Here is a 25,329-nt window from a genome sequence, read left to right as displayed (position 1 = left end):
CTAATCAGAGGGGTTTAGGTCATTTTTGTCGTTCCCATCGTTTATATCTCATTGAAATCCTTGCTGATTGAGTTGCAAAGTCTTATTTCCAGCTCGGGATTAGAGGCAGAAGGCTTTTTTCTTTTCTAAACCAAGTATACACAAACAAGGTACAGCCTCCTGAGTGATGCTCAGTGGCTGTACCTTGTTTGGTTGGGGGACCTAATTAGTCTGCGGGGGATGTAACTGCCTTGCTCTTTGGAGCAGGGCACCATCCAGACCAATGAGCCAAAATCCCTCTTTGCAGACAGAACAACGTGATGATGGTACCTTTCCCTCCAAGGCTTCAGTTATCTGATGGGTTGAACGGGAATGGTGTGCAGATGCTCCTGCGCGATTTGAATTAATTCTTCCTGCTTGGCAGGTTCCGTGTTCTTCCAGATCATTTCGAAAATGGCGCCGAGTCCGGGTAATGCTGCTTCCGGTCCATCTACAGAACCTTCGATCATCTCCCGGAGCTGATCATCACTTTTATCATGAACTTTATGAACAATCGCTTCACGCAGGCTTAATGTAATTGGCATCGCAAGTCCCTCCTCGTATATTCGGCTGCTCTAATACTGTTCCCTGGGAAGCGTGAGCGCATTCAAGTTTATTGGGCTTTGTGGTATACTACGAAGGATATTTAAGTAAGCAGTTCACCCTTTAATTGAAAAATGGACTACCAATAGATGCGTAATGCTGAAGTGCAGCGGGAGGTTAGACCCTAATGGCAAAAAAACAATATGCGGTGATCGGTATGGGACGGTTCGGATCAAGTGTAGCGAATGCGCTGAGTGGCATGGGATTCGACGTACTGGCCATTGATGCGGACGAACAGCGGACCCAGGAGATGTCCAATGTGGTGACACATGCCGTATCGGCAGATTCAACGGATGAAGAAGCGCTGCGAGCGCTGGGCATACGGAATTTTGATGTCGTCGTTGTGGCGATCGGTGAAGATATTCAGTCGAGTATTCTCACGACCCTTATTCTGAAGGATATGGGTGTGCCTGTTCTGATTGTGAAAGCACAAAATGAGCTTCATGGTAAAGTATTGCAGAAGATCGGAGCGGACAAGGTCATTTATCCTGAGCGGGATATGGGACTGCGTGTAGCCCATCATCTGACCTCTCCAAACATTCTTGATTACATTGAGTTGTCTGAGGATTACAGTATTCTGGAGATGAGAGCTTCCGAGCAAATGATCGGTAAAAATCTGCTGGAGTTAAATATTCGTGCACGCTTTGGATGTAACGTAATGGCAATTCGCAGCGGGAATTCGATGAATATCTCTCCGTATGCAGAGGATCGGATTGCGGACGGGGATGTGCTGATCATCGTTGGTCACAAGGACCATTTGACGAAAATGGAGCTTGCGTATCCAAAGTGATTGGTACGATGATGAAGGGGACCTTTGTCGAAGATTTTCAATGTGTCTTTTACCATATTGATAAAAAATCCCGCAGACGGGAAGGATGGAAAGATGGATATTGTATCACCGCAAAATACACGTGTGAAGGAATGGGCACAGCTGCTGGAGAAAAAGCACCGTACCCGTCAACATAAATATATTATTGAAGGCATTCATCTCGTACAGGAAGCGCTGCGTGCCGGGGCAGACCTGGAATGTATCGTTTACGATGGGGAGCAGGGTGTACCCAAGGAACTGGCTGGACTGGAGGCTCCACTTCAGCGTGTGGAATGGATCAGTGTATCTCCTGCGGTTATCGCCAAGTGTACGGATACGATGACACCCCAACCTGTTTTTGCCGTTGTACATAAAGGTCGTGAACCGCTGCAAAGCTTGTTGTCTTCTTCCAGGGGGCTGGTTGTAGTGCTGGACAATGTTCAGGACCCCGGTAATGTGGGCACGATTATTCGCAGTGCGGATGCGGCGGGAGCGGCAGGTGTGGTGCTAGGTGCTGGTTGTGCGGATGTCTATAATCCGAAAACGATCCGTTCGACGATGGGGTCATTGTTTCATTTGCCGATTGTAGAAGGGCAGCTGGAATCGTTGCTGCCTGAAGCAAAGGCTGCGGGCATAAAGTTGGTTAGTACGTCTTTGCAGGCAGATTATTCGTGCTACAGCTATGATTTTACACAGTCGGTGTGGCTTGTCATTGGTAATGAGGGCAAGGGCATATCGGAGTCTACTGCACGACTGGTGGACGATGCGATTACGATTCCCATGCAGGGACAGGCAGAGTCACTTAATGCCGCGATGGCAGCGACGATTTTGTTGTTTGAAGCGATGAGACAGCGGATGGCTATGGCTTAATCAATAAATAATTCCTGTCCATTTCCCAATGAACTGTCCCTTTCCCTGAATAAAATAACTGTCCAGAACACTCAAAGACTGGTAGAAATGCAGCGTATTCAAGCGTACATTTCCCAGTCTTTTTCTCTCTCTTTTCTTCTCCTCAAGCTCTTTCCTCAAGCAAAATACAAGCGCAGTAAGGCTTTCATCCATGTACTCCTCAAACGTTTCCTCATTCTTTTCCCTGATCTTCAGCTTTTGCCCATCGATTTCTCAGCCTTTTTGGACAGTAATTATTATCTCGAAAGTAGGGGAGAAACCTTGTGGGGTAAGGGATTAGGGGATGTAGAGTGAGCGCAAGTTTTGGGACATTAATTTATTTTCAGATGGCTTGGCCGATGAATAGTATAGTCGATTTTTGTAGGACTGTAACTATCTCAGGGATTGATCAACAAAGGACATATTTGAATCCTTCGAGATAAAGTCAATTAACCTTTTGGCAGCGGGAGACAAGTAACGATCTTTTCTCCATTTTAATATGACTTCCCATTCCCATCCGCTTTCCTGAATGGGAATCCATACTAAGCCGTCTAACATAAGTCCCATTGTTTGAGGGAGTACAGACACTCCAAGACCGGCTTTAATAAAACCCGCGACTGTTATCAAATCCTCGGCGTCATAGGTGGAAGTGAGTTTGAAATTGGTATCTTTGAACCGTGAGGTTATAGTGGCCTTTAATCCACAGTTTTTTTTCAACCCTACGAAGGGTTCTCCAGATAATTCAAATAAGCTTAGACTCGATCGATCAGCCAAGTGATGTTTAGCTGAAACCACGATAAACAAAGGTAATTTACGAATGGCAATCCACTCATGATTATCCAATGTTGTTTCTTTAGAAGTAATTAGCATGTCAGATGTCCCTTTATCCAAGTATTCATTGATATCTCCGTGGTTACCCTGATACAAATCAAACCGCACCTTAGGATGGTGTGTTTGATAGTCTCTAATAATGGAAGGAACCAGATCCACTCCCAAAATATTAAGATAAGATATGTGAACAACGCCGGTTTCGGGATTAGACCACTCTTCAATTTCCTGAATGCCATTTTGAATGTTTTTTAATGCTTCTTCCACCCACTTGCTAAACATATGCCCGTACCGATTTAACTGAACATTCCGGCCATTACGTTCAAAAAGCGGGACACCGAGTTCATTTTCGAGTTTAGATATGGCGTGACTTAAAGCTGGTTGAGTAAGATTTAATGCCTTAGAAGCCATAGTCATATGTTGAAGTCTTGCTACGGTTAGAAAATATTCTAATTGTGTAAGCTCCATTTAAGCACCTTCTTACATTAATATTAGTAATTGATTTTATGAAAACTATAAATTAGACGCACATCTTAATCAAGCTTAAAATAAGATTGTGCTTAAAGACCGCTTAGCTAAATGTAAGAAAGCGGCTGCCCTCTCAGGGTGTCCTGTATTGAATCGCTGTAATGTTATGAAGGACAAAATCAGAAAGGAGTTGTTTATTAATGCCAGCATACGTTATTTTTATTCGCGAGCAAACTAATGATCCGGAGGAATTAAAAGTTTATTCTTCCAAAGCTCCCGCAGTACTTGATGGTCATCCAGTTAAACCGCTCGCCATGTATGGCACTCATGAAGTTATTGAAGGACAGCAGGTTGAAGGTGCAGCTCTGCTGGAATTTCCAAGCTTTGAAGAAGCCAAAGCTTGGTATTATAGTCCAGCTTACCAGGATGCAGTAAAACATCGCCTTAAAGGCGGGACATATAGAGGAATCATTATCGAGGGAATATCTAGTGGCAATTAATCATTAAGAGTTCTACAAAAATAAGTAATAGCAGATTTATAAAAATTAAATGCATTTTAGGAGGAAAAATAATGGCAATTACTTATGCAAACCCATTGACGGAATATGAAGGAAAAAAAGTACTGGTGACAGGCGGAACAAAAGGAATGGGCGAAGCGATCGCCAAAAGATTTGCCTCAGCTGGAGCGACAGTTTTAACGACTGCACGCTCGATGCCAACTGATCTGGCCGATCCAAATTTGTTTGTACAAGCAGATTTATCTACCAAAGAAGGCGTCGAGAAAGTTGTTCAAGCTGTTAAAGATCGCTTCGGTAGCATTGATATTGTGGTCAACAATGTTGGAGGAAATAATACACCTCCCGGCGGTTTTCTTGCAGCAAGTGACGAACATTGGATTGAATCTTTGAACTGGAACCTTCTAGCGGCCGTGCGGTTGGATCGTGGATTGATTCCATTGATGCTTGAACAAGGAAAGGGCGTCATTATTCACATTTCGTCAATCCAAAGAGTTTTACCCTTGATCGAGTCAACGATCCCTTATGCTGCAGCAAAAGCAGCTTTGAGTAACTACAGTAAGAGCTTATCTAAAGAATTTTCTCCAAAAGGAATCCGGGTTAACCGTGTATCGCCAGGGTTTATCCAAACGACAGCTGCTGACGCTATGATGGAGAATATTGCTCAGGTGACAGGAAGCTTTGAAAGTGCGCTCCAGTCGGTTATGGATGCCCTAGGAGGTATTCCAATTGGACGTCCTGGATATCCAGAAGAAGTTGGTGAGCTTGTGGCGTTCCTTGCTTCTGATCGTGCTGCATCGATTACCGGTGCCGAATATGTTATCGATGGAGGAACTGTCCCTACACTTTAACTTTACGAAGACATATTATTTATGACTAAGGCTTCAATTGATCAATTTGGATAATTAGGTTTAATTCATTATTTATTTTAATCATTTAAACGAAAATGTGAATTATAAAACGGAAATACTCGTTTTATATACTAAAAGCATGGACGATTAACAAGCCATGCTGAAAAAGGATAGGGGAGATATGTATGTTAACAGCATTAGCAAACCCGATTCAAAAATTTATTGAAGCTACAAATGATCACAATATGGAAGCCCTGTTGTCCGTTTTCAATGATTCTAGTGTTGTTAATGATCATGGCCGTGATTTTTCCGGCCTAAAAGAAATTAAAGAGTGGGCGGATACCTACCATATCGGCATGAATGTTACTCTTGAGATTAAAGAGGCTACTGGTACTGGTGATAACTACTTTGTAAGCACTGTGGTAACGGGGGATTTTGAGGGAGGGCCATTCCCTTTTGAGTTTCACTTCTCCGTAAACAATGATGTAATTGCAGCTTTAAAAATTATTGGATAATTCAAATTAGCAATTTCATTCACCGACAAAAAAGACTCGTAAAATAAGCTGACTCTCTTCTGGAAGTAGAGAGCCGGCTTATTTTATAGTTATAAAATATGTTTAAACCCAGGTTAAATTTCTGTTTTATTACTATTTCTTTCAAATAAATTTTAGTTGAATCACCATATACAGGGTGTTAAATATAAGTGCTTTGAGTTCTTCCACTCCCTCTGAAGTCCATTTATTTCAACTCGAACGATGAGTGAGGAATGGGCTTTTTTGCATGCGGTGAAAGTTGAAAAAAATAAATCGAACGATATGGAGCTGGTATGCCAATATATAGTGTAAGGAGAAAGGAGATGGATGATGAGTGAGACAGAAGAGTACATAAAACTTGTAGAATTAACCCGGGCTGGCGACTACGAAGCATACGGCGAGTTATATGAGCTAACGGTGATGGATGTGTATCGCACGGTTCGTTTTCTGATTCGTGACCCATCTGACGCGGAAGATCTGGTACAGGAAATCTATATTCAGGCATACCGGTCCTTAGAGCGATATGATTCGGAAAGAGCCTTTCGTCCTTGGTTAATGGGTGTGACAATGCGGCAGGTCCGAAGTTATCGGCGCAAACGATTGACGCAGTTTCGTTTTAGCAAACAGATGGAGAAGTCTGATATGGGACTGGAGTATGATTTTTCCGGTGACTTGATCAACAAACTGGCAAATCGTCCTCTGCTTGAGCAGGTGCACCGATTGCCATACAAGCTGCAGCAGGTGGTAACTCTTCACTATTTGAACGAGTACACGCAAGAAGAGATTTCATGCATATTGGAAATTCCATTAGGAACGGTGAAATCTCGTATTCATGCAGCACTAACCAAGTTGAGGCAGAATCAGAAGTTAAATGTGGGTATTCGGGGAAAGGTGGAGGATTTGCATGAATCTCGATGAACAGCTGCGAACAGCCTACCAGGAAGAGACCAAAGACTGGACAATTCATGAAAAAACAAAACATAAAATCATGAATGCTATTCGAAGTGAATCACGGCTCAAAGGACATCGGAAAAAATGGTTGGTTACTGTGCTGCTGGCTGCTGTGCTTATCATTCCTACTGGAGCTTATGCAGGGTATACCTATTTGGCTAACGAAATGTATGGTTCACAGGAAAATATATCAGCGGTGGGTGGAACACCGGAGGATTACATGAGACTGGATGAGAAGCTCCAGACAGCCAAAGCACATTTAAGTGAAGAGGAATTCATTCAATTTATGGGTCTGATGAAGCAAATGGGACAAATGGCTTTGAAGCATGCGGATCAACAGGGAGAGATGCACCCCGAGAACTGGAGTGCCACCGAACAGACGGAGTTTAATCGCCTTACTGCGGAACTGGAACCCTTTTTCAAAAAGCTGGAAGCAGCTAGTGGAGACTCTCCAAAAGAACCTATGGACCAGGAGCAATTTTGGGAGGAACAGCTGGCAATGGCAGAGACGAAGCTTTCCAAGGAGCAGTTTACCGAGTTCAAATCGTTGTATGAACAGATGAAGCAGTATGAGGGCATGGTGATGGATCTGGATGGGAACATCCATGAAGAACGGTTGTCTGCGAAGCAAAAGGAAGAACTGCAGCAGGCACGCGAGCGAATTTTTCCCTTCTTGGAGAAGCTGGGACTGGATGTACGCAAGCCGGGTGAATAACTTTAGGTAGTGTTCAGGAGCTAAGGAGCGAAAGGATGTCATTCCTTTTGCTCCTTTTCATTTCGTAGATAATCTTCTTATCTGCCTTGCATATTCAGCCGATACTGATGCGGCGTAGTGCCTGTTGCTTTGCGGAAGACTTTGCAAAAGTAGGATGGGCTGGACATGCCTACACGGTGGCCTATTTCCGGAACAGTATATGTGGTACTTGTGAGTAACACGCAAGCATGACGAATACGGGTAGCTTGGGCGTAACCAACGATGGTGGTGCCGGTAGCTTTTTTAAATATATGGGACAGATGATAAGGCGAGAGATGCAGTGTATCTGCGATATCCTCCAGACGAAACGCTTTATTGTAGTGCTCTTCAATCCACTGCATGACAGCCTCAGCATGAGGATGCAGAATGGGAGAACCCGCTGGGATTGTTTTAGAGCTGGAATAATGCTTGTCCTTCCAAAGATAACGAAGCTGTGCGAGCAGCCCAAGTAAAAAGAGTCGTGTATCTTCTTCCGCTTCATGTGGAAGCAACATAGGCAGAATATCGGCAAACTGCTCAATCATTTGAATCAGCGGTGACACAGCGGAAAGACGGATCGGTTGAAGCGGAAATGCTTGCCCCAGAAGGTCCAATATAAAACGATTCGAAACGGAAAATTGCCGAGAGTGCGGGTTCAGCAGATGCTGCTCATACATCAGTACGCTGCGGATAAAGGGATGCTCTTTCGTGACTTGAATCTGGATCTGATGCAGCTGAAAAGGGCGGAATATCATCAGTGTACCCGGTTCAAGGGGGAATGCCTGGCCTTCTGTTATGAGTTGTCCATATCCATCATGGATATATGTGATTTCAACCTGTGAATGAGCGTGAAAAACCTCTCGGAACGCAGTGGTGGAGGTGCGACGGCATGCCAGATTAAATTGGTCTCTGGTGATGATGGGCATTAGGAATGCCTCCCCTTCATGAGCGCAATATAGTTTCATTTTACCACAAGATGAACGCATAAAAGCGCTTTATTATTGTGTATTGTGAATGGAATAAGGGAGGTATGCATTCATGTTGAAAGTAGCCATTATTGGAGCAGGCGCGATCAGTGCAGCGCACATTACAGCATATTTGGCATTTCCTGAACGATGCGAGATCGTAGCTGTGGTGGATATGTTCACGGAAAAAGCACAGAAACGGATTAATGAATACGGGTTGGAAGGAGCACAAGCTTTTACCGATTATCATGAATTGCTGGATCAAAACATTGATTTGGTTTCGGTATGTACCCCTCCGTATACCCATGCACCAATTACATGTGATTTTTTGGATGCAGGTACACATGTGTTGGTCGAAAAACCAATGGCTTCTTCTTTAGAAGAGGCAGATATGATGCTCGAAGCGGCGCAAAAGAGTGGGAAGTTGCTGTCGGTTGTGGCTCAGAATCGTTTTACGACACCGATGATGAAACTGAAAGATGTGCTGGATAGCAAACTTGTGGGTCCCATTGTCCACGTACAGGTCGATTCATTCTGGTGGCGAGGCCATAATTATTATGATTTATGGTGGCGTGGCACATGGGAAAAAGAAGGTGGCGGCTGTACGCTTAATCATGCGGTTCATCATATTGATGCCATGTTATGGATGATGGGTCCCCCAGTGGAATTGCAGGCCATGATGGCGAATACAGCGCATGATAATGCCGAGGTAGAGGATATTTCCATGGCGATGCTTCGTTTCCAAGAAGGAGCACTTGGCATGATCACCAGCTCAGTAGTGCATCACGGAGAGGAGCAGCAGTTGATTTTTCAGGGTAAAGAGGCCAGGGTATCTGTGCCTTGGAAGATCGTTGCTTCTAAAGCACGAAATAATGGATTCCCAGAACCGAATTCAGATCTGGAACAACAGATTCAGAAAATTGCTGACGAATTACCGGATGTTATTCATGTGGGGCATGCCGGGCAAGTGGAAAATGTACTAAACGCCATTGAGACAGGATCACCACTTCTCGTGGATGGAATGAGTGGACGGAATACACTGGAACTCATTGTAGGTATCTATAAATCGGCCAGTACGGGGGAGAAGGTTACTTTTCCACTAGAGGCAGAGGATGCTTACTATACAAGGGAAGGGATTATGCAGCATGCGGTGCATTTTTATGAAAAAAAGACAGCCGTAGAGAATTTCGAGGATGTGGATATTACGTTAGGGAGAAATTTGGAGTCTTAGAGAAAATAGAATATTGATGCCATTCTCACATTCTATTACAGTGAGGTTGGTATCTTTTTTTAGTTGCAGCAGAGATTAAAGAATTAATACTCATACTTCGAAATTATATTCCATAATTATAACACATCCAGTTAGAATTTCTCTTTTGTTGCCATCATATGGGTAAGTATCACACGTAATAAATAATGGGCCTTTAATCATTTTAATGGAAGAAAAGATAAAAGAATGCAAAGGAATCGGATGTGAGTAACAAAGGATGGGTAACCTGCGGGGCTATCACACTTGGGCAAATCACATCCATTAAGACATGCGTAGAAGATGATGCATTGGATTGAAGAGCACCATGCGGATGAAATCAGACTGGAGCATATGTCGAACGATATTCATTTATCCGAGTCCTATGCTTCCTGTATCTTTCAAAAAGAAACAGGAAGCAGTATTAGGACTACGTCACAGCCCGAAGACTCAAGCAGGCTTATCTTATTTCATTCAATTATTTCGGGAATCAGCTGGGAACTACTCTGCTACAGTATCGGCAGCATTTTAAACGCAGCTGTAGACATTAAATCACATGAGTGTAACTGCTGATGTTATTAAAAGTAGCGTCAGTACATTATCGTGATGAAATTTAAAGTGTTATTTTATGCTACAGCCACTTATCGGCCCACCGTTCCACGGCGCTTAATGCGCGTCCCAGCTCTGTGCCTTTGCGGGACAACATATATTCTGTCCGAACAGGGCGTTCCGTAACCACATGACGCACGACAAGTCCCTCTTCCTCCAGTTCCTTCATTCGTTCATTAAGTACCCGTTTGCTCAGGTCCGGGATATAAGCGTGAATTTCACTGAATCGTTTGGGTTCTTCCATCAATGTATGAATAATGAGGGCTACCCATTTCCGGCCAATGATCTGATAAGACTGTTCCACCTTTTCGCATATTTGCTTGGCATTCTCATCCTCGCTCATAATTGTACTCCTTTGAATTAGTTATGCTTATTATAGCACTAGTATACTTATTGTAACCTGGATGTCTACAAGCATTATGTATAAAATATCACATACCAATTGTTTATAATCTTACCACATAAAGCGTTAACAATAAATAAAAACCCTGTAAACACTAGTGTTCACACGTTAGACACGATTGTTGACGAATTGTGACGACAGGTGTAATATGGGTAACGTCAATTCAATTGGTTACAATTTATAACCTTAATTAAGGTTGTGGAGAGAAGGAATGTTCCATGTTTAATTCAGGTCAGATACACAAGCGGAGGTAAGGCGGGGAACTCCCCCACTAATTCCGTCTTTTGTCATGCTTGGATTTGAACATTTTGCATCATCATATACTATACTGCACAGATCACAGGAGGCACTCCAATGGACGCAATGACATTTGTCCTCTTCGGGGCAACAGGCGATTTAGCCAAACGTAAGATTTATCCTGCATTATATAATTTGTACATTGATTCAAAAATGCCGAAATCCTTCTCCGTTATCGGTCTTGGACGGCGTGAATTGTCAGATCCTGACTTCCAGGCGAATGTTGAAAAGTCACTGCATACCTTCTCCCGTCAAACACCGAAAGAAGAAGCACAGGTTCGCGATTTCATTGGAGCTTTCCGTTATTGTTCCCTGAACAATACGAAGCTTGAGGATTACACCAAATTGCTGGAACTGGTTCAGAAACGTGAACAAGAGCTGAATATTCCTGAAAATCGCATGTTCTACATGTCGGTTGCACCGGAATTCTTTGAGCCAATCGCACTGAACATTCAAGAAAGCGGCTTGGGTAACACCAAAGGCTGGAAGAAACTTATCATCGAAAAACCATTTGGACACGATCTGCAATCTGCTCGTGAACTGAATGAGAAACTTAGCAATACCTTTGCGGAAGAAGAAATTTACCGTATTGACCATTTCCTTGGTAAACCGATGGTTCAAAATATTGAAACCCTGACCTACGCGAACCCGGTCATTCAGGCTTTGTGGTCCAACCGTTACATTGCCAATGTACAGATTACGGCAAGTGAAACAGTTGGTGTAGAAGAGCGTGCTGCGTATTATGACCAAAGCGGTGCTCTTCGTGACATGTTCCAAAACCATATGCTCCAGCTGCTGATGATGATTGCACTGCATCTGCCAAAACGCTGCACACCAGAAGAAATTCAATTCAAAAAACAGAAGATTGCTGAAGCTCTTCGTCCATTGACGAAAGAGAATATTTCTTCCGAAGTTGTTCGTGCCCAATATGGAGCAGGTGAACTGCAAGGTGCTTCTGTTGTTGGATATCTGGACGAGCCTGGTATTCCAGCTGGTTCTCAGAATGAGACTTATGTTGCCGCGAGACTGTGGATCGATGATCCATTCTGGAGCGAGGTTCCATTTTACATTCGTACAGGCAAACGCCTGGCTGAAAAATCAACCAGAATTGTTGTTGAATTCAAGGCACCACTGAAAACAGGTCATGAATCCGAAAATACAACGGAGCCTAACCTGCTGACGATTGAAATTGGTCCAAAAGAAAGCATTTCGCTTCAATTGAATTCAAAAAACCCACTCAACCAAGGCGAAGTGGAACCAATGCATATGAATTTCAACTCAGGTGAACGCAACATTCCGGAAGCTTATGAAAACCTGATCTTTGACGCGATGCGTGGAGATTCTACATTCTTTGCTCACTGGAACGAAGTTGAACTGGCTTGGCAATGGGTACAGCCGATTTTGGAAGCATTCCAGGAGGGCAGCGTGCCACTCGATACGTACAGCGCAGGTTCGCAAGGACCAGAGTCGGCAGATCGTCTGATTGCAGAGAACGGCTACCGTTGGTGGTAAATTCTGCTCGATAATATACAATTTTTTATGAATTACACCGTTCCAATTTTGCGTAAGTCCTTCCGGTAATACCCGGGAGGCCGCAAAAATTTTTAAATATAGATTACTTGGCTCAATTTAAATCAGTTCATAACAATTACGCGCGAGTAGTGAAGGGGACGAAATCGATTCTGAAGAAGCGTAGCGTGCGCCTTTGTCTCCATATTTTAACCATAAACATTATTAATCAAGAAAATTTGGAGACAACAGCGATCGAAAGAACGATTCGTAACCGGAACGGCTACTGCGCCAAGGTTAAGCACTTATTTTGGAATTGGCCAGATAAAAATTAGAAATGTTCATAACAGGAGGAACTAGCAATGAAACTTGGACTTATTGGATTAGGTAAAATGGGATTGAACCTGGGTAGAAACCTGATTGATCACAAACATGAAGTGGTTGCTTTTGACCTGAACGCTGAGGCTGTTAATGAAATGAAAGAATACGGCGCAACAGGCGTATCTTCTTATGCGGAAATGGTGGCTTCCCTTGAATCCCCACGTGTATTGTGGATCATGGTTCCTCACAACGTGGTTGACGCTGTATTGGCTGAAGTAAGCCCACTGTTGTCCAAAGGCGACATCATCATCGAAGCGGGTAACTCGCACTACAAAGAATCCATCCGTCGTTACGAGGAAATGAAAACTAAAGGCATTCACTACATGGATGCTGGTACATCTGGCGGTATGGAAGGCGCTCGTAATGGCGCATGTTACATGATCGGTGGCGATCCTGAAGCTTGGGCAGTCGTTGAGCCAGCGTTCAAGGATACTTCCGTTGAAAATGGTTACCTGTATGCAGGTAAAGCAGGTAGCGGTCACTTCCTGAAAATGGTCCACAATGGTATCGAGTACGGTATGATGGCTTCCATCGGTGAAGGCTTTGACGTATTGGAGAAAAGCGGCTTCGATTTCGACTTCGAACAAGTTGCTCGTGTATGGAACAACGGTTCCGTTATCCGTTCTTGGTTGATGGAATTGACAGAGCGTGCATTCTCCAAAGATGCTAACCTGGATGAAATCAAAGGGGTTATGCATTCTTCCGGTGAAGGACGTTGGACGGTTGAAACAGCATTTGACCTGCAAACTGCTACACCGGTTATCGCGTTGTCCCTGTTGATGCGTTACCGCTCCCTGGAAACAGACACGTTCACAGGTAAAGTTGTCGCAGCATTGCGTAATGAATTTGGCGGTCACGCTGTAGAAAAAAATTAAATCATATATAACTGTTAACATATGCGGATAATCGGGTAATGATGAGTATAGTTGTTTACAAAATTCATCAAGTGGAGGGAACATATCATGAAATTTTTCTTAGATACAGGTAATGTTGAAGAAATCAAACGGATCGAACGTCTTGGTCTGGTGGATGGAGTCACGACCAACCCGTCTTTGATTGCCAAAGAAGGTCGCGTATTTAAAGAAGTGATTCAGGAGATCTGTGGCGTTGTTAAAGGCCCGGTCAGTGCTGAAGTGATCGGACTGAAAGCCGAGGATATGTTGAAGGAAGCTTATGAAATTGCAGAGTGGGCACCGAATGTAGTAATTAAACTACCGATGACCGAAGATGGACTCTATGCTTGTCATGAACTGACGCAAAAAGGAATTAAAACCAATGTAACGCTGATCTTCTCCGCAGCACAGGGCCTGATGGCGGCGAAAGCCGGTGCAACGTACATCAGTCCATTTGTTGGCCGTCTGGATGATATTGCGGTGGATGGCATGAAGCTGATTCGCGATCTGCGTCTCATTCTCGATACGTATGATTTGCCTTCCGAAATTATTGCAGCAAGCATCCGTAATATCAAACACGTGGAAGATGCAGCACTTTCCGGTGCGCATATCGCGACCATTCCAGGTTCGCTCCTGCCAACATTGTGGAAACACCCGCTGACAGACAGCGGCATTGAGCGCTTCCTGAAAGATTGGGAGTCCGTTCCGAAATAATAAAATGAGGACAGTAGTCTGATTCCTCAGACCTGCGTTCCATGTAAAAGCCTTTCGTCTTGCAGATAAACAAATCTGCTGGCGGAAGGCTTTTTTAGTGCAGCATGATGATATCCCCGTACGAGCAGGTGCTGTCCTTCTTTTTCGGGACAACGGTGCATAAGGATAGTATATAGCCTATAGCTCATCCCGCAGGGGAGGGACGCCCGATGATGAGAAGACGATGGCGAAGCCGAAGACGCCGCAAGCCGCCAAGTGGCAGGCGCAAAATGTGGTTGATTATTTTATTGGTTACAGCGTTTTGTTTGATGCAGGGTTTTGCCTATGTCGATAAGAAGATGAAACCGCCCATTATGCATCTGGCCAAAATCAGAGTGAAGCAAATTGCAACGGAAGCGATCAACAAGGCGATTACCGCGCAGGTAGCCGAAGGCAAATCCACCGAAGGACTAATTGACTGGAAAACCGATACGGCTGGGAAAGTGTCCGGATTCATGCTGAATTACGATGAGCATATGCGGATCACCGCGAGTACGATGAATATCGTGCAATCCACTTTGCAGAACGTGCATATGTTAAAAGAAAAAATTCCGCTGGGGCAGGCGTTGGGCAGCCCGGTATTGGCATCCTTTGGTCCCAATATACCGGTTCGTATTGAGCCTCAGGGAGCCGTCAAGGTGGATCTGAATACCCGTCAGCAGAATGCCGGTATAAACATGATTCTGGTTGAAGTGTACATTCACATCATTGCCGAAGTTGCGGTAGTGGTGCCCTTTGACATGGAACCCGAGACTGTAGATACGGAAATTCCGATATCGTACCTGTTGGTGGTCGGGGATGTGCCCATGTACTACTATGATAATCAAGGCAAGCCGGTGGGCAGTAATGGCAGCAATGCACCTGCGATTGCCCTGCCATCGGGTCAGACGGGTGTGTCCAGTGGTCATGGAGGAATGCCTAATTCAAGCTCACCCAATCAACAGCAGGCTCCAGCAAACGGGCTGAACGGAAATGGACTGGAGGTTGAACCGGATTTGTCTGATCCAAACGGGGGAGTGCAGCTTGATGTGGATGTGAACCACTAAGGAGTCAAAGGCAAATATCGAATAAAAAACGGGGCCTCAATGATGAGGTCCCGCTTTGCATTAGAAGTCATTTCAATACAAACAAATATGAAATATGCTTCTTATTTTCTTTATTTCAACTTCATTCGCTCATTTGCTTTTGGCTTTTTTCTGTTTGCGTTCTTCCTGCTCCCAATGCTTCAGATGCGGGTAGGGGTCAAACGACCATTCGTGCAGTCCGCTGTCCCGATAGATGCCGTAATGCAAATGAGGAGGGAACTTACCCTGCGTACCCGGTTTTCCGTATCCTGAGCTGCCTACCCAGCCCAAAATCTGACCAGGGGTAACCACTTCGCCAATATGGGCGTTTTTGTCGAAACCGGATAGATGAGCGTAATAGTGGTAATGGTTGTTCAGATCACGAATACCGATACGCCAGCCGCCAAACGGATTCCAGCCTTTGATTTCCACGACACCGTAACAGGTACTGCGCACAGGCAGGCCATGCGGTGCAAAAATATCTGTGCCTTCATGAATACGGTATCCGCCCCAGCTGCGTTTGGTCCCCCAAGTGCTGCGGTACGAGTAGTTGGTCCCGAGAGGGACCGGAAAGGCGTGACCAAACAGATCAAGGTTGTCAAAATGCTCATATAATTTCGCGAATTGCTGAATGCGCTGCACAGCCCTGGAATTATGATAATATTCCCACAGGGCGATGTTGAAGTCCTCGGGTTTGTTCCCATAATTCTGAATAATGGAAGCCATGCTGTAAAGTACATCCAGATCATTATTGGCATCTGCAATACCATCCCCAGAGCCGTCACGACCATAACCATTGAAAAAGACAATGGACCTCGGATGTTGATCCGTCTCATCCGGATTTAGCCATCCTCTCCAGGCTGGGGGAGTCATAAATATACCGGTCAGCCGTTCCGGATGTTTACGATCTTTCGGATGTGCACGCGAGATGGTACGTTCATATTGATCAATCGCTGCGAGCCTGTACCAGGGAATGTGTGTCATTTGACCAATGCTTTCATATAAATGCCGACGTGAAGCGAAAATGTCCGCTGGTTTTTGCTCTGTAGCCTGAGGTTTGGAATCAGCGGCGGTGGGTTCACCGTGAACATCAACAGGCAAAAGTGGGAGAAGCAGTGTGCCTGCAAGCAATGTTTTGATCCAAAAGGAGTACGTTAACCGCGATGTAAAGCGATCTTGCACAGGGAAGCAGCCCCCTTTCCAATGAGATGATGCACATGAGTGCCCGGTGAACCAAGCTATAACCTAGCGTTCTTCAAAAGTCTTTATTTTATCCATGTAAGACATGAATGCACAAGATGTGACAAATGGGAGTTTTTCCAGCGCTTTCATGGTATAATATGTTCCGAGCAACAGCCTAACTTCAGTAGAAAGAAGGTTTATGCATTGGCTAAACGTGTTAAAGAACCGAAACCGGACTGGATTCGGATCAAATTGACAACCGGCGATAACTATCAGGAAATGAAAACGATGATGCGTTCCAAAACGCTGCATACAGTATGTGAGGAAGCACGGTGCCCGAATATTTACGAATGTTGGGCCAATCGGACGGCTACTTTTATGATTTTGGGCGACATTTGCACACGGGCATGCCGTTTTTGCGCGGTCAATACCGGCTTGCCGACGGAACTTGATTTGCAGGAACCAGAACGCGTGGCAGAAGCGGCAGAGCAGATGAATCTGCAGCACTGCGTAATTACGAGCGTGGCGCGTGACGACCTGAAGGATGGAGGGGCGACGATCTTTGCCGAGACAGTGAAGGCCGTTCGTCGTCGTTTGCCTTTATGCAGCGTAGAAGTACTGATTCCGGACTTTTTGGGTGACCGGGATTCCTTGCAGATTGTAATGGATGCCAAACCGGACATCCTGAATCATAACATCGAGACTGTAGAGCGGTTATCGGACAAAGTCCGTGCCAAGGCGAAATACAAGCGTTCACTCGAATTGCTTGCTCGTGCCAAGGAAATGCAGCCAAATATTCCGACGAAATCGAGCATCATGCTTGGTGTGGGTGAGGAATATCATGAAATCTTGCAAACGATGGATGATCTGCGCGCTGTGGATTGTGATATTATGACGATTGGTCAATATTTGCAGCCTTCAGAGAAACATCTTTTTGTGGAGAAGTATTATCCGCCAGAAGAGTTCGCATCATTGAAGCAGGAAGGACTGAAGCGAGGATTCAGCCACGTCGAATCCGGACCTATGGTCCGCAGCTCCTACCATGCCCATGAACAAGTGAAATCTGCTGCGAAAAATAGTGAAAAGGCGGCATCTCACGCATGATGGAGGAGACAGGTTTGGAAGAAGAAAAAAGTTCAGAACAGAATCAGGAATCGGTTCAGGAGCCTGTACAAGACAAACCCAAAGAACCGGTGATTGTTCAAATCGGCGGAAAAAATTATGAAATCGTTCAAAACCACAAAGAAGGCTGGAATCCTGAAGTTTTCCGTGATCGTTACAGCGAAGTGCTGGAGCGGTACGATTACATTATTGGGGACTGGGGTTACAGCCAGCTGCGGTTAAAAGGATTTTATCGGGACAATCATCCCAAAGCAACGAAGGATTCCACAATTTCCAGCATGGTGGATTATATCAATGAATATTGCAATTTTGGCTGTGCGTACTTTGTGCTTCAGAAGAGCAAAGACCAGCCTCAAGCCAAAGCAAAAAGCGGTTCCTGAGAAGGACCGCTTTTTTGTTGCGTGTATTTAGTCCAAAAAAGCTGTACGAACCCTGTTCCAGAACGGATAGGGCCGGAAACGGGCAAAGCTGACCTTGTGACGGGCCACTTGGCAGCGTACCGAAATGAGGTCTTCCACCATAATGTTTACGTGGTCAATGGTAAGCAGCAACCGCTGATCCTTGCGTGAGAATATATCACAATGATGATGCTTGGGCAAAATAACTGGTGAACCCAGCGTCCGATAGACGCGGTTATTGATTGAAGCGATCTCGGCGATTTGAATAGCTTCGATTGTGGGATGTACCATGGCGCCACCAAGCGCCTTATTGTATGCCGTACTCCCTGAAGGGGTCGACACACAGATACCGTCTCCCCGGAACATCTCAAACGTTACGTCATTAATGTCGACCTGAGCAACGACCGTACCGTCTACGCCTTTTAACGTAAATTCGTTCAGTGCAATATAAGAAGTATTGCCCGACTTTTTACGAATTTCAAGCTCCAGCAGCGGATACTCCACAATCCGGGGTTTGAGTCGTTCCGGGTCGCCTTTGCCGCTCATCAATCGAACCAATTCCCGTAATTCTTCCTTCTTCCAATCGGCATAGAAGCCGAGATGGCCTGTATGAACCCCAACAAAAGCAATGTCCGGGATGCGGTCGATGAAATTGTGAAATGCTTGCAGCATCGTACCATCGCCTCCGATGGAGATGACAATCTCCGGCGATTCTGCATCCAGCTTAAACCCTTCCTCTTTGGCCAGCGCATGAAACTGCTGACTGAGATCAATCGATAACTGGTCTCCGCGGTCTTGAACATAGTATCTCAAGATGAAAGCTCCTTTGTGGTCATTATACTACCGATGATAATCAATTCCACGGAATAACACAACGTTGGATTGATATTCAGTTGAATATAAACACACAGGATGGCTTATTTTTTCATACGTCGAGGTAAGAAAAAGGGACTCATCAGAGAAAGCATCAGCAGTAAAAGGATTACGCCTCCAAATATACCTATTCCCGAAAAAAGAATCTGTCCCCAGTCTGGTGTATACGAAAATAATTCGGGCGAGGCACCCGTTTGGAACAAAACAGGCCACTCGTAATGGCTCATCATCGGTATCCATAGCAATAATACAAGTATGGGTGCAATGAGAGCATGGACGGCTCTGGCAAACAGAAAGGGACCATATCTCATAGGAGTGTTGCTCAGGACACTCATGATCTGAGCATGAACAGATAACCCGCCCCAGGAGAGAACGAAAGCAGCAGCAGCAGCTTTGTACACGAGTGGAATGGATGTACCGGCTCCTCCTGCTTCTTTGGCTCCCAGAGTGACTTCGAATAATCCGCCTACGAGGCTGTGGGATAAGGCAGGGGGGAATCCCGTATATAAAAGCAGTTGTTCCGTAATGGCATATAACCCGCTTAGCCATCCGGTTTGAATAAGTAACTCCATCATTACTGAGAAGAATACAACTAACCCTCCTACGATAATAATAAGGCGAAGGGATGAGGAGACTGACTGGCGCAGCAATTCACCAAATGCCCGTCCATCAGCCTTTCTTGCCTCGTGCATTGCATAAATGGCTCGGAGCAGTCTGTTTTTGTGTATCTCTTTAGAGGCGGAAGGAGAGTCATGGACCAATTGTTTATCCTTACCGGAGACACCGCCATGAAACCGCATGAGCAGACCTACAAGAAATGCAGCACCGTAATGCGATGTGACTAATAGGGGAGCAATAGCGACATTATGAAAAAAACCAACCGATACGGCTCCAATCATGAAAATGGGATCGGATGATGTGGTGAAGGCAACAAGGCGTTCACCTTCTTCCCGAGTAACCAATTTTTGCTCCCACAACTGTGCGGTCAATTTGGCTCCAGTGGGATAACCAGAAGCACAACTGACAGCAAACACAAATCCGCCGCTTCCGGGAACGCGAAATAGCGGACGCATCAATGGATTTAAGAGAGTACCCAAAAAATGAACAATGCCGAAGCCGAGAAGCAGCTCGGAAAGCACCAAAAAGGGAAAAAGGGAGGGAAAAAGCACGTCCCACCAAATGGATAGTCCACGTACACCTGCATGCCAGGTTTCCACAGGAAACAGCACCATCAATACACACAGGATCAGGAGAGCTAATGGGATCAGGACATGGGTGATTCGTTGTGAAGCGGCCATGAATTCTTCTCCTTTATTTTTGGAATGGTCAGTGTGCAGCAGTTCGCTGGTGCTTTTGCCATCAATATATGAGACAAAGCGGACAAACAGTACAAATTAATGTTTGGAAAGCGCTTGCAAAAGTGGCTGTGTTTTTGAGTGATGTATGCTAAAATAATAAAAACGCTTGAACGTCACCTGATTACCTAGTAGGTGGAATTAAATCGGATGGAGTGATGATTATGAGTCTTGTCACCGGAATCCTGGTTTGTGCTTTTGTCTATGTTATACGTGCCTCGCTTGTGCGCTCTGAAGAAGAGGACTGGCGAAGTTATTAATGAAATATCTGGTGCGCCAAACCTCATGTTTGGCGCTTTTTTGTGCCTTCAGTATGAGGTGGACCCGTATGGGTCATGGCGATGTGGGACCATGATCCTTTCATGTTATATAGGACTTTTGGGATTTTTTTGATAGAATGAAGGTAAAGGTGTTCGTAGCCTTGTTCTTCAATCTCCTTTCATAATTAAGCATGGGAGTGTAATATATGTCAAAATTCGACACCAGAAAGGAGAGGGAAAGCGAAATGAATCCTAGTTTGAGCATCTATGACAATCTTGGCGGAGAGGCAGGCGTTCGCGCGCTGGTTGAAGCTTTTTATCCGATTGTTCAGCAGAATGAGAAGCTGGCACCTCTTTTTCCGGAGGATATTCAGCCCGTAATCGAAAAACAATACATGTTTTTGTCTCAGTTCTTCGGTGGTCCTGCATTGTTTTCCGAGGCTTTTGGTCATCCGATGATGCGTGCCCGCCATATGCACTTTGAAGTGACGGTTGAACGGGCAGAAGCTTGGCTTGCATGTATGGATCAGGCGTTGACACAAGTAGGTGTGGAAGAGCCGTTGCATTCTTTCATCCTGCAGCGATTGTCGGGGTCAGCACATCATTTTGTGAATACACCTTAGTTCCGATTACAAGCTTTTGGGAGAGGGATGGAATGAGTGGAATTAGAGCCTCTGTATAAGGTAAAAGTGAAGTGTCATTATTGTGAGGCGGAGTATGATACCTCACGCGTAAGACCAAGCTTGAAAAGGCCATACCGGACGGATTCCGACTTTTGTGCGTACTACAAACGGGAAAACCCGGATTTCTATGTTGTTCGAATTTGTCCGGAGTGTGGATTCGCTTCGACAGAGAATTCGACGGAACAATTAAACGATAAACAGCGCAAGGCTTTCAGGGAGCAAATTGGGAATCGTTGGGTGAAACGAGACTACAGCGGGGCGCGGACACTGGAACAGGCAATGGATTCATACAAGCTTGGTCTGCTATGTGCGCAGGTCATTCAGGAGAAAGACCGTGTCGTCGCTGGGCTGCTGCATCATATTGCCTGGCTGTATCGATACATGGAGGATCATACCCAGGAAAACCGTTTTCTTGAATTTAGCCTTGAAGCCTATGTCAAGGTTTTTGAACGGGAAGGTACCGGTGGAAATGAAGCCAAACTGCTGTATCTGCTCGGGGAGTTGAACCGCAGGGTAGGTCGATTCCATGAGGCTGTAAAATGGTTCGGCAGGGTTATTCATGACAAGCGCATTACCGATGCTGCCATGATTCGTTCTTCGCGCGAGCAGTGGGCATTGCTGCGGGAACAGATGATTTCGGGCCAGCTGGAGCTGCCAGCTGAGATGATTGAAGCAGACAAAGAGACTGCGAAACGCAGCCCCATCTGATCAATGACAGTTGTTCTCTAATTGCGGACAGGACGACTGGACAGCAGGTAATCACTATCGTTATCGATTACAGTCATGCTGGTGTTACAACAAGGAAAGACCAGCAATTTCTTCTTGCCTTCGCGAATGCGTACAAGCTCTTTTGGTTTGAGCGGCAGCAGTACATTGTTTGCATGGCAGTATGGACATTGCTGTACATAAATGTCCCCCATTACAATATCGTAAGGCCAGCTGTTCTCAAAGGGAATCATTCTTGCTCGCCTTCCGTAGAGGCAGGTTTAGCCGCTTCTTCTTTGGCCAATTCGGCGATTTTCTGCATCAGGATATGCTGCGGCATATGCATCAGGTGTTCAAGGGGAACACCCAGAGATTCTGCTAATTTGACGGCTGTGTCAGCCGAGACTTGTAAAGGTTTCATACGATGACCTCCTGAAAATAGCTTAAACTATTTCTCTAGTATAGAGATATCGCGCTTATAAAACCAGTTCTAATTCAAGGTTAATTATCCATTCTGCTGAGAGAGGTGCCTTATTTAAATGAAAACACCATTACAACCCGTCTGGGATCTGGAGTCCATTTTTAGTGGAGGTTCTGCCTCCGAGTCGTTCGCTGCATATTTGATTGAGCTGGAGCAGGATGTACGCAAGCTGCAAGCCCTTTTGAAAGAAACACCTGCACCGAAATCGCTGGAAGAAACGAATGCGTTCGATCCGATCCTGGAATTGCTTCAGAGCTGTTATATCCGAATTTCGGAAGGGTCCGCATTTGTCTCCTGTCTCTCTTCACAAAACCAAAATGATAAAAAGGCAGTTCAGCTTCAGGGCACCATCAGTTCTCTTGGTGCGATGTTGAACAGCAGCAAGTCCCAATTCGATAATACGCTTAGCCAGACGACAGACGCTGTATGGGAAGCATGGATTGCCCGGGAAGATATTCAGCCTCTTGCCTTTGTGCTAAACGAGAGCCGCACGCAAGCTCGTGAGAAGCTGTCCCCTGAACTTGAAGGTCTTGCGCTGGATCTTGGCGTAGATGGATACCATGGGTGGGGCAAATTCTATAACACGATTGTAAGCAAGGTTAACATCCCATTTGAACAAAATGGTGAAACGGTGATGTTATCCGCAGGTCAGGCTGCGAATAAGCTAAGCGACAGTGACCGAAATGTACGCGAGACGGTATTCGCTAACTGGGAACAGGCTTGGACTGATGTCGAAGACTTTTGTGCAGATACATTAAACCATCTCGCCGGTTTCCGTCTCAAATTGTATGAGAAACGTGGCTGGGATGACGTTCTCAAGGAACCATTGGCAATTAACCGAATGTCTCGTCAGACGCTTGATACGATGTGGAACGTAATTAACGATGCCAAACCTGCGTTAGTTCGTTATTTGGAGCGCAAGGCTAAACTGCTCGGTGTAGAGAAACTTAGCTGGAGTGACGTTGATGCGCCAGTAGGCAAGTCGGGTGGAAAAGTCACATATGACGAGGCGGCTATCAACATTGTTGATCAATTCGCCAAGTTCAGTCCCAAACTTTCCAAATTTGCAGAGATGGCTTTTGAGAATCGCTGGATCGAAGCTGAGGACCGTCCTGGCAAGCGTCCAGGGGGATTCTGTACGTCGTTGCCACTCAGCAAAGCAACACGTATTTTCATGACCTTCTCTGGGACGCCGTCGAATGTGTCGACACTTGCCCATGAACTTGGTCATGGATACCATCAGCACATTATGGAAGAACTGCCGGCCTTGAATCAACGCTATGCCATGAATGTGGCGGAGACGGCTTCTACCTTTGCCGAGCTGATTGTAGCCGATGCATTGGTTCAGGCAGCAACGGATGAGCAAGAGAGGCTTGCTCTGCTTGAAGACAAGATACAACGAAGCGTTGCGTTCTTCATGAATATTCACGCTCGTTTCCTGTTCGAAAATCGGTTCTATGAGCAGCGCAAAAAAGGCTTGGTGAATGCAGATGAGCTGTCCAAATTAATGGTGGAAGCACAGCAAGAAGCGTTCTGTGGTGCGCTTGCATCGGATCATCCGCATTTCTGGGCATCCAAGCTGCATTTCTATCTGACAGGTGTACCATTCTACAACTTCCCGTATACGTTCGGATATATGTTCAGTGCAGGCATCTACGCCAGAGCGCAGGAGGAAGGCACGGCATTTGCCGATAAATACGATGATTTGTTGCGGGATACGGGCCGAATGACGGTGGAAGAACTGGCTCAGAAGCATCTGGGTACAGATCTCACACAACCTGATTTCTGGCAAAATGCAGCGGACCTGGTCATTGCCGATATTGATCAATTTCTGGAGATGACAGAATCCGCAAAATAGTATTCCTATATATGTAATGGGACTGCAATTCTGTGTAAATGCACACAGGGTTGCGGTCTTTTTTTTTGTATTTTTTAAAGTCAGGCTTCTGCTAAATATTTTGTCGCAATTCAGAGAAATAACTCGCTAAAAGGACGCAAAATGGCAATTAATTGTGCAAATTATAGTTATAATTACCCAAGTTTGTTTTTCTTTGTTGAATGACCACATATGTTGTCATATAATGAGTCGTAAGTCCTTGTTTTGTAGGATGAAGTGCATAAAGGAGGAGCGTTATGGTAAAAATTGACCAGCTTTCATTAGCACGACAGTTGGATCTGGTGTTCAAAGAGCTTGATCATGAATTATCAGGGTTAGATTCAGGTGTAGTTTTTGTGCAAATACGAAATAATGTAATTGGAAAGTTCGGGATTCGACATAATCCGATAACCGGACGTGACGGTCAAATGGAAGTGGAGGACGGTGGACTAAACGAAATCCAGCGCTCTTCTTTCCGCGCAATGGCACTGGAGACTTTGAAATTCAAGCGAAATTGGACTCATGGAGAAATTGCATATGATTTTACAGTAAGACAAGGCATGATTCTCGTTGATGCCACGATGGAGTCCAACTATAATATGGCGAATCTGATGATTCGTTATCCAAGAACCAATACATACATGGATTCAGGCATGGAGTCGTCTTCATAATTGTGATGAGCCACACAGGAAAGCGGCACTTCCGAGGAAGGCCGCTTTTTGGTCTTTGCATATATGAGCACGAATTACGAGCTTACGAACGACCCGATAATTGCTGCTCAGCGATTTGCACCAGACGTTTAGTGATGTAACCACCCAGAGAACCTGTCTCACGGGAAGTGTAGTTACCGTAGTAACCATCTTGGGGAATTGTTACACCCAGCTCTTGTGCAGCTTCAATTTTCAATTGTTGCAATGCTGCCGTTGCTTGGGGAACAACCAGATTGTTGGAGCGGTTTCCGCTTCCTTGGTTTTGACCTCCGTACATGTGTGTCACCTCCTTATGGCTTGGTGATGTTAGTATGGTTAGAGAATGAGGAAATATGCATGATATGGCGTAAGGGAAAAATTGGACGAGG

Annotated in this window: 29 protein-coding genes; 18 read left to right on the top strand and 11 right to left on the bottom strand. The window is 45.2% G+C overall.

Going from position 1 to position 25,329, the window contains the following annotated elements:
- Positions 1–329: 329 nt before the first annotated feature.
- Positions 330–563, bottom strand: coding sequence for a small acid-soluble spore protein SspI (sspI, locus tag MHB49_RS28895; protein ID WP_062324046.1), 234 nt, complete (start codon positions 561–563; stop codon positions 330–332).
- 185 nt (positions 564–748) lie between these two features.
- Here sspI and MHB49_RS28890 point away from each other — a divergent pair, with 185 nt between their 5' ends.
- Entirely contained in the window at positions 749–1,411 is a 663-nt protein-coding gene (locus tag MHB49_RS28890) for a TrkA family potassium uptake protein (RefSeq protein ID WP_064635682.1), read from the top strand.
- A 93-nt stretch (positions 1,412–1,504) separates the two neighbouring features.
- Positions 1,505–2,299 carry a TrmH family RNA methyltransferase gene (locus MHB49_RS28885; protein ID WP_405153906.1) on the top strand — a complete coding sequence of 265 codons (795 nt, stop codon included), beginning with the start codon at positions 1,505–1,507 and terminating at the stop codon, positions 2,297–2,299.
- On the opposite strand, the gene MHB49_RS28880 is transcribed toward MHB49_RS28885, so the two are convergent.
- Entirely contained in the window at positions 2,300–2,491 is a 192-nt protein-coding gene (locus MHB49_RS28880) for a hypothetical protein (RefSeq protein ID WP_405153905.1), read from the bottom strand.
- Between the two features lie 219 nt (positions 2,492–2,710).
- On the bottom strand, positions 2,711–3,613 hold the full coding sequence (locus MHB49_RS28875) for a LysR family transcriptional regulator (RefSeq protein WP_405153904.1): 903 nt from the start codon (positions 3,611–3,613) through the stop codon (positions 2,711–2,713).
- Positions 3,614–3,813: 200 nt separating this feature from the next.
- Between MHB49_RS28875 and MHB49_RS28870 the strand changes: the two genes are divergently transcribed.
- From MHB49_RS28870 to MHB49_RS28850, 5 genes are all read left to right on the top strand, one after another.
- Positions 3,814–4,113: a DUF1330 domain-containing protein gene (locus tag MHB49_RS28870; RefSeq protein ID WP_405153903.1), complete on the top strand. Its 300-nt coding sequence runs from the start codon at positions 3,814–3,816 to the stop codon at positions 4,111–4,113.
- Positions 4,114–4,184: 71 nt separating this feature from the next.
- Positions 4,185–4,979 (top strand): SDR family oxidoreductase, encoded by a 795-nt coding sequence (locus MHB49_RS28865; protein WP_405153902.1) that lies wholly within the window; start codon positions 4,185–4,187, stop codon positions 4,977–4,979.
- 185 nt (positions 4,980–5,164) lie between these two features.
- A complete protein-coding gene (locus MHB49_RS28860; RefSeq protein WP_405153901.1) occupies positions 5,165–5,494 on the top strand; it encodes a nuclear transport factor 2 family protein in 330 nt (109 codons plus the stop codon).
- Between the two features lie 348 nt (positions 5,495–5,842).
- Positions 5,843–6,430: a sigma-70 family RNA polymerase sigma factor gene (locus MHB49_RS28855; RefSeq protein WP_405157265.1), complete on the top strand. Its 588-nt coding sequence runs from the start codon at positions 5,843–5,845 to the stop codon at positions 6,428–6,430.
- A complete protein-coding gene (locus MHB49_RS28850) occupies positions 6,417–7,178 on the top strand; it encodes a DUF3600 domain-containing protein (protein ID WP_405153900.1) in 762 nt (253 codons plus the stop codon). Before MHB49_RS28855 ends, MHB49_RS28850 begins: the two co-directional genes overlap by 14 nt.
- Before the next feature lie 77 nt (positions 7,179–7,255).
- Here MHB49_RS28850 and MHB49_RS28845 read toward each other — a convergent pair whose 3' ends face one another.
- Positions 7,256–8,122 carry an AraC family transcriptional regulator gene (locus MHB49_RS28845; RefSeq protein ID WP_405153899.1) on the bottom strand — a complete coding sequence of 289 codons (867 nt, stop codon included), beginning with the start codon at positions 8,120–8,122 and terminating at the stop codon, positions 7,256–7,258.
- A 112-nt stretch (positions 8,123–8,234) separates the two neighbouring features.
- On the opposite strand from MHB49_RS28845, the gene MHB49_RS28840 reads away from it, so the two are divergent.
- Complete coding sequence (locus MHB49_RS28840; RefSeq protein WP_405153898.1) at positions 8,235–9,392, top strand: Gfo/Idh/MocA family protein; 1,158 nt, start codon at positions 8,235–8,237, stop codon at positions 9,390–9,392.
- A 646-nt stretch (positions 9,393–10,038) separates the two neighbouring features.
- Here MHB49_RS28840 and MHB49_RS28835 read toward each other — a convergent pair.
- A complete protein-coding gene (locus MHB49_RS28835; RefSeq protein WP_405153897.1) occupies positions 10,039–10,359 on the bottom strand; it encodes a winged helix-turn-helix transcriptional regulator in 321 nt (106 codons plus the stop codon).
- Between the two features lie 414 nt (positions 10,360–10,773).
- Here MHB49_RS28835 and zwf point away from each other — a divergent pair, with 414 nt between their 5' ends.
- The 4 genes from zwf (at position 10,774) to yunB (ending at position 15,298) form a co-directional block, all read left to right on the top strand.
- Positions 10,774–12,228 carry a glucose-6-phosphate dehydrogenase gene (gene zwf / locus MHB49_RS28830; protein WP_405153896.1) on the top strand — a complete coding sequence of 485 codons (1,455 nt, stop codon included), beginning with the start codon at positions 10,774–10,776 and terminating at the stop codon, positions 12,226–12,228.
- 359 nt (positions 12,229–12,587) lie between these two features.
- Positions 12,588–13,481, top strand: coding sequence for a phosphogluconate dehydrogenase (NAD(+)-dependent, decarboxylating) (gnd, locus tag MHB49_RS28825; protein ID WP_179263025.1), 894 nt, complete (start codon positions 12,588–12,590; stop codon positions 13,479–13,481).
- 87 nt (positions 13,482–13,568) lie between these two features.
- Positions 13,569–14,213 (top strand): fructose-6-phosphate aldolase, encoded by a 645-nt coding sequence (gene fsa / locus MHB49_RS28820; protein ID WP_024632668.1) that lies wholly within the window; start codon positions 13,569–13,571, stop codon positions 14,211–14,213.
- A 209-nt stretch (positions 14,214–14,422) separates the two neighbouring features.
- Positions 14,423–15,298, top strand: a complete 876-nt coding sequence (gene yunB / locus MHB49_RS28815) for a sporulation protein YunB (RefSeq protein WP_247899297.1) — start codon at positions 14,423–14,425, stop codon at positions 15,296–15,298.
- Positions 15,299–15,427: 129 nt separating this feature from the next.
- Here yunB and MHB49_RS28810 read toward each other — a convergent pair whose 3' ends face one another.
- Positions 15,428–16,498 (bottom strand): M23 family metallopeptidase, encoded by a 1,071-nt coding sequence (locus tag MHB49_RS28810; RefSeq protein WP_405153895.1) that lies wholly within the window; start codon positions 16,496–16,498, stop codon positions 15,428–15,430.
- A 204-nt stretch (positions 16,499–16,702) separates the two neighbouring features.
- Here MHB49_RS28810 and lipA point away from each other — a divergent pair, with 204 nt between their 5' ends.
- Entirely contained in the window at positions 16,703–17,602 is a 900-nt protein-coding gene (lipA, locus tag MHB49_RS28805) for a lipoyl synthase (RefSeq protein WP_076290937.1), read from the top strand.
- The gene (locus MHB49_RS28800; protein ID WP_247899295.1) at positions 17,599–18,000 is read left to right on the top strand and encodes a YutD family protein; all 402 of its coding nucleotides are present in this window, start codon (positions 17,599–17,601) and stop codon (positions 17,998–18,000) included. Before lipA ends, MHB49_RS28800 begins: the two co-directional genes overlap by 4 nt.
- Positions 18,001–18,027: 27 nt before the next feature.
- On the opposite strand, the gene MHB49_RS28795 is transcribed toward MHB49_RS28800, so the two are convergent.
- Positions 18,028–18,831, bottom strand: coding sequence for an NAD kinase (locus tag MHB49_RS28795; RefSeq protein ID WP_090904546.1), 804 nt, complete (start codon positions 18,829–18,831; stop codon positions 18,028–18,030).
- Positions 18,832–18,935: 104 nt separating this feature from the next.
- Positions 18,936–20,189: a sporulation integral membrane protein YlbJ gene (gene ylbJ, locus MHB49_RS28790; protein WP_405153894.1), complete on the bottom strand. Its 1,254-nt coding sequence runs from the start codon at positions 20,187–20,189 to the stop codon at positions 18,936–18,938.
- A 562-nt stretch (positions 20,190–20,751) separates the two neighbouring features.
- Between ylbJ and MHB49_RS28785 the strand changes: the two genes are divergently transcribed.
- Together MHB49_RS28785 and MHB49_RS28780 are read left to right on the top strand one after the other, a co-directional pair.
- Positions 20,752–21,129 (top strand): globin, encoded by a 378-nt coding sequence (locus MHB49_RS28785; protein ID WP_405153893.1) that lies wholly within the window; start codon positions 20,752–20,754, stop codon positions 21,127–21,129.
- Positions 21,130–21,165: 36 nt separating this feature from the next.
- Positions 21,166–21,897, top strand: coding sequence for a DUF2225 domain-containing protein (locus MHB49_RS28780; protein ID WP_405153892.1), 732 nt, complete (start codon positions 21,166–21,168; stop codon positions 21,895–21,897).
- Between the two features lie 17 nt (positions 21,898–21,914).
- On the opposite strand, the gene MHB49_RS28775 is transcribed toward MHB49_RS28780, so the two are convergent.
- The gene (locus MHB49_RS28775) at positions 21,915–22,148 is read right to left on the bottom strand and encodes a hypothetical protein (RefSeq protein ID WP_110002373.1); all 234 of its coding nucleotides are present in this window, start codon (positions 22,146–22,148) and stop codon (positions 21,915–21,917) included.
- On the bottom strand, positions 22,145–22,315 hold the full coding sequence (locus MHB49_RS28770; RefSeq protein ID WP_064506463.1) for a YycC family protein: 171 nt from the start codon (positions 22,313–22,315) through the stop codon (positions 22,145–22,147). The genes MHB49_RS28775 and MHB49_RS28770 overlap by 4 nt, the downstream gene beginning before the upstream one ends.
- 118 nt (positions 22,316–22,433) lie before the next feature.
- Between MHB49_RS28770 and MHB49_RS28765 the strand changes: the two genes are divergently transcribed.
- On the top strand, positions 22,434–24,233 hold the full coding sequence (locus MHB49_RS28765; RefSeq protein WP_405153891.1) for a M3 family oligoendopeptidase: 1,800 nt from the start codon (positions 22,434–22,436) through the stop codon (positions 24,231–24,233).
- A gap of 275 nt (positions 24,234–24,508) precedes the next feature.
- Complete coding sequence (locus MHB49_RS28760) at positions 24,509–24,922, top strand: O-methyltransferase (RefSeq protein WP_113056014.1); 414 nt, start codon at positions 24,509–24,511, stop codon at positions 24,920–24,922.
- A gap of 82 nt (positions 24,923–25,004) precedes the next feature.
- Here the strand turns inward: MHB49_RS28760 and MHB49_RS28755 are convergent, their stop codons facing one another.
- The gene (locus MHB49_RS28755) at positions 25,005–25,238 is read right to left on the bottom strand and encodes an alpha/beta-type small acid-soluble spore protein (RefSeq protein ID WP_247899289.1); all 234 of its coding nucleotides are present in this window, start codon (positions 25,236–25,238) and stop codon (positions 25,005–25,007) included.
- Between the last annotated feature and the right edge of the window lie 91 nt (positions 25,239–25,329).

Origin of the sequence: Paenibacillus sp. FSL K6-0108, assembly GCF_045040695.1 — a bacterium.
Taxonomy (GTDB): domain Bacteria; phylum Bacillota; class Bacilli; order Paenibacillales; family Paenibacillaceae; genus Paenibacillus; species Paenibacillus pabuli_B.
This window is presented reverse-complemented; position numbering and strand designations above follow the sequence as displayed.